Source organism: Polynucleobacter sp. 39-46-10 (genome assembly GCF_002282275.1).
Genome location: NZ_NCJB01000215.1, coordinates 1 through 4,114, shown reverse-complemented (window position 1 = coordinate 4,114; position 4,114 = coordinate 1). Strand labels below are relative to the sequence as shown.

Sequence of the window (4,114 nt, the reverse complement as noted above, 5' to 3'; positions counted from 1 at the left end):
ATGCTGAGATGGGGCAATAAATTGCGCCTTACTAGATCAATCAATAGAAACAGCATCTCCTGTGTACGACCTACTGCAAAGGCGGGAATAATAATATTTCCATGGGCACTCAGAGTGCTGGTGACCACTTCAATTAATTCAGACTCTGTATCAGATAAAGTTTTATGCAAGCGGTCACCATAAGTTGACTCCACCACTACTACATCGGCTTGAGCAATTCTGGCGGGATCGGGCATCAATAACTTACCCTTCATCCCAATATCCCCAGAAAACACACAGCGCTTTTTCTGGGCATGATCCTCGGTAATGTCGATTACAGCAATCGCCGATCCCAGAATATGTCCCGCATTTAGAAACTCTAAATGAATTCCCTTACAAAGCTCGACATGTTCTCCGTAAGACAACACTTCACATTGCCCGAGCGCAAGATCAGCCTCTTCCATTGAGTACAGCGCTACCGGTAAGTCCCCACGCCACTTACCCGCTTTTTGCCTACGCTCTGCCCGCTCGACATCAGAGCGCTGAAGGTGAGCACTATCTGGCAACAAAATCTTGAGTAACTCATAGGTGGCATCTGTACAGTAGATCGGGCCAGAAAATCCTTGGGCACACAGTCTTGGCAATAGGCCGCTATGGTCAATATGCGCATGAGTCAGCACTACAAAATCGATTTCTTTGGGAGAAAACGGCAAAGGCTCCAGATTCTTAAAGCTGGCCTCGCGCCCACCCTGGAACATACCAAAGTCCACAATGAACCGGACTTCACGTCCGCCAACAGTAGCCTCTACAGAATGTCTTGAGCCTGTAACCTCACCCGCTGCACCGAGAAATTGTATTTTCATTACTTAAGCATACTCTCGATAAAATCGATTGTTAAGCCACCTTTAAGAGCGATACTATTCAAATGAGCATTCCTTCCGAACTGAGATCTCTCGAGCTTGTTACTCGACTCAAGCGAGCACCCTCAGAACATAAAGGGAATGCTGGCAAAGTCTTGATGGTTGGTGGCGCACCCGGCATGGCTGGGGCACTGTTGCTCTCCGGTAGCGCAGCACTTCACTTAGGAGCTGGCTGGACCATTTTGGAGATGCTAGATCCAACAGCTGCTCATGCAATGCCAGAACAGGCAGAGTTGATGGTGCGCTTAGCGAGCTTTAATGCCCAAGAACAACTCGAAGCTACTGCTCCCGATGTCATTGCGATTGGCCCAGGCCTTGGTTTTTCAGCGCTCGCAAGAGATTGGTTGGTTGCCGCACTGCACTACCCAAATGTGCCCGTGGTGATTGATGCCGATGCACTCAATTTAATTGCCGATACCCCTGAGTACTTAGATCTTCTCATGCAACGTAATCAAGTCTATCCAGGCATGAGTGTTCTCACCCCGCACCCAGGAGAGGCTGCACACCTGCTCAATACGACAAGCGATGTTGTGCAAGCAAATCGTTTGGCCGCATTATCAGACCTCATCAGACTCACCAACTCCATCGTTGTACTCAAGGGTCAACATACACTGATAGCCTCACCTCTTAATGCAGCTATGCAGTGCCAACAAGGAAATTCTGGAATGGCTGTCGGCGGCATGGGGGATGTATTAACGGGTAGCATTGCTGCTATTGCCGCTCAAGGCCTTCGCCATAATCTCAATTTATGGGAAGCGAGCTGTATTGGGGTTCAGCTTCATGCATCTGCAGCAGATAGCTTGGTGGCCAAGCAAATTGGTCCTATTGGACTTACTCCAACAGAGGTTATTTTGGAGATGCGGAGCTTGCTCAATAAACTGTTATAAAACTGCATGCCATCCGCTAGCGAAACCCTTCATCACCGTCGTTACATTTACGGCCTCTTAATGGCCGGCCTAGGTTCTGTACTTTTTTCCGGAAAAGCGATTCTCATTAAGCTCGCCTTTAGCTACGGTGCAAATGCAGAAACTTTGATTGCTTTACGCATGTTGATGGCTCTCCCTCTCTTCTGGGGGATTTTTTGGTGGCACTCACGTAAACAGTTCATGAGCCCCCTCACTTGGCGAGATCAAGTGAAGATATTTGTTCTGGGATTCATGGGTTACTTTCTATCCAGCTATCTCGACTTTCTGGGTCTTCAATATATCTCCGTTGGATTGGAACGCATTGTTCTGTATCTCACTCCAACCATCGTGCTCTTGATTTCTTATTTTGTTCTCAATAAATCCATTAGTCGTTTGCAGTGGTACGCGCTTGCTGTTGGATATCTTGGTGTCATTGCGGTATTTATCCAGGATGCCAGCTCCACCGGCACCTTGGCAGTGCTCGGCATGTTACTGGTCTTTGCAAGTGCATGCTCCTATGCGATCTACATGATTGGCTCTGGAGAAATGGTGAAGCGCGTGGGTAGCGTACGCTTAGTGGTCTATGCCAGCTCTGCCTCTGCACTTCTCAGTGTGATTCAGATTCTGATTTACGAACCTTCGGCTGTATTTACGCAAGTGCAGCAGATCTATTGGCTCAGCCTTCTCAATGCAAGCCTTTGCACAGTCATTCCAATGCTCTTGATCATGATTGCAATCAACCGTATTGGCTCACCCTTAGTTGCTCAAGCCGGAATACTCGGCCCTGTCTCAACACTCTTTATGGGATGGCTTGTACTCTCCGAGCCGATTACCTGGATTCAGATTATTGGGATGAGCTTGGTGATGGGGGCAATGTGGTTGCTAGTACGTAACGATGGCACTAGCAAGCAAAAAGAGTCGAGCTCAACAAAGCCTTTGGACCTTGAGGGATCTGACCCCCTCAATTAGTCCCTGAGTTAAAACCGAGAATTTATTGTTGAGGAGCAGTAGGCTGAGGAGTTGCTGGTTGTTGAGCTGCTTTTGCTTTTTTCTTCGATTTTTTCTTAGACTTCTTCTCTGCTTTCTTATCTTTCAGGGACTTCTTAGCACCCTTCTTGCTAGCTTTCTCTGCTTGAGCAGCAGGTGCTGCAGCAGGAGCAGCTAGTGGCGCTGGGGCTGTTACTGGGTCTGCCGCCATTACGCTCAAAGGTGACAAACCAATTGAGGCAGAAATGAGGGTAGCAAAAAACAGTTTTACAAAGCGGGCAGGCATTAAAACTCCAAAATGTTTGTGGATAATTTGATAATACTCAATTATTTACCATTCATTCCTCATTTACCCAGGACCTGCCCATGAACTCTTTTCCATCTGATATTTACACAGAACCGCAGGGATACTCAGTCAATACCCTGGAAAACTTAGGCCCCCTCACCCGCCTTGCTGGCATCTGGGAAGGCCAACGAGGATTGGATATCAAACCAAAAGCTGAGGGACCAAAGAAGCAGGTCTATACCGAACGTATTGAGATGCAGCCAATTGATCCGCAAACCAATGGGCCGCAGCTGTTTTATGGATTGCGCTATCACCTTCACATTACCAAACCAGACCAAGTAAAGACTTATCATGATCAAGTTGGGTATTGGCTTTGGGAGCCCGCAACCGGGCTGATCGTTCACACCCTTACCATCCCACGAGGCATGGTCACTATGGCAACAGGAAAAGCTTCCGCCAATGCAACTCAGTTTGAGTGTGTAGCCAAAATTGATGATCCAACTGCTGGTATCTCATCAAGTCCTTTTCTAGACTATGCCTTCAAAACAATTGAGTACCGCATCATGGTGACCATCTTGGAAGATGGCGCTTGGTCTTATGAGCAAGATACAGTGATGATGATCAAAGGCCAAACCGAAGCCTTTCATCATCTAGACACCAATGTACTGACAAAGGTAGGCGAAGCGACACCCAACCCTCTAGCTTTAGACGTAATGAAAAAGCCGTCCTAAGACGGCCTTTCGGGTTGAATCTTTGTTACTTAAGCTGGCTGTGCTTCAGTCTCAGTAATTTTTTCTAGAGCAGCAGCAAGATGACCAACTGTGCGATCAATATGTGCCAATTTTTCTAGGCCAAATAAACCAATTCGGAAAGTGCGGGAGTCTGGACGCTCATCACACTGCAGTGGCACGCCAGCAGCAGTTTGTAAACCCAGAGCAATAAACTTCTTACCAGACTGAATATCAGGGTCCTTGGTATAGCTCACTACTACGCCAGGAGACTGAAAGCCTTTTGCTGAAACTGAGTGGTAGCCATTC

Annotated in this window: 5 protein-coding genes and 1 pseudogene; 3 read left to right on the top strand and 3 right to left on the bottom strand. The window is 47.5% G+C overall.

Annotated elements, in window-relative coordinates; translation table 11 throughout:
• On the bottom strand, positions 1 to 842 hold an 842-nt coding region (locus tag B7X71_RS12920; protein ID WP_293600950.1), incomplete at its 3' end, for an MBL fold metallo-hydrolase.
• 62 nt (positions 843 to 904) lie between these two features.
• Between B7X71_RS12920 and B7X71_RS12915 the strand changes: the two genes are divergently transcribed.
• Together B7X71_RS12915 and B7X71_RS12910 are read left to right on the top strand one after the other, a co-directional pair.
• Entirely contained in the window at positions 905 to 1,786 is an 882-nt protein-coding gene (locus B7X71_RS12915; RefSeq protein WP_293600949.1) for an NAD(P)H-hydrate dehydratase, read from the top strand.
• 6 nt (positions 1,787 to 1,792) lie between these two features.
• Entirely contained in the window at positions 1,793 to 2,773 is a 981-nt protein-coding gene (locus tag B7X71_RS12910) for a DMT family transporter (RefSeq protein ID WP_293600948.1), read from the top strand.
• A 22-nt stretch (positions 2,774 to 2,795) separates the two neighbouring features.
• On the opposite strand, the gene B7X71_RS12905 is transcribed toward B7X71_RS12910, so the two are convergent.
• On the bottom strand, positions 2,796 to 3,077 hold the full coding sequence (locus B7X71_RS12905) for a protein tyrosine phosphatase (RefSeq protein ID WP_293600947.1): 282 nt from the start codon (positions 3,075 to 3,077) through the stop codon (positions 2,796 to 2,798).
• 80 nt (positions 3,078 to 3,157) lie between these two features.
• Between B7X71_RS12905 and B7X71_RS12900 the strand changes: the two genes are divergently transcribed.
• Positions 3,158 to 3,808 (top strand): heme-binding beta-barrel domain-containing protein, encoded by a 651-nt coding sequence (locus tag B7X71_RS12900; protein ID WP_293600946.1) that lies wholly within the window; start codon positions 3,158 to 3,160, stop codon positions 3,806 to 3,808.
• 29 nt (positions 3,809 to 3,837) lie between these two features.
• Here B7X71_RS12900 and B7X71_RS12895 read toward each other — a convergent pair.
• Positions 3,838 to 4,114 (bottom strand): annotated as a pseudogene (locus B7X71_RS12895) (alanine--glyoxylate aminotransferase family protein); the annotation flags it as partial.

What these genes read in the sequence shown, in the direction of transcription:
- B7X71_RS12915 (WP_293600949.1), top strand. Translation starts at nt 905, where the DNA reads ATGAGCATTCCTTCCGAACTGAGATCTCTCGAGCTTGTTACTCGACTC.
- B7X71_RS12905 (WP_293600947.1), bottom strand. Translation starts at nt 3,077, where the DNA reads ATGCCTGCCCGCTTTGTAAAACTGTTTTTTGCTACCCTCATTTCTGCC.
- B7X71_RS12910 (WP_293600948.1), top strand. Translation starts at nt 1,793, where the DNA reads ATGCCATCCGCTAGCGAAACCCTTCATCACCGTCGTTACATTTACGGC.
- B7X71_RS12900 (WP_293600946.1), top strand. Translation starts at nt 3,158, where the DNA reads ATGAACTCTTTTCCATCTGATATTTACACAGAACCGCAGGGATACTCA.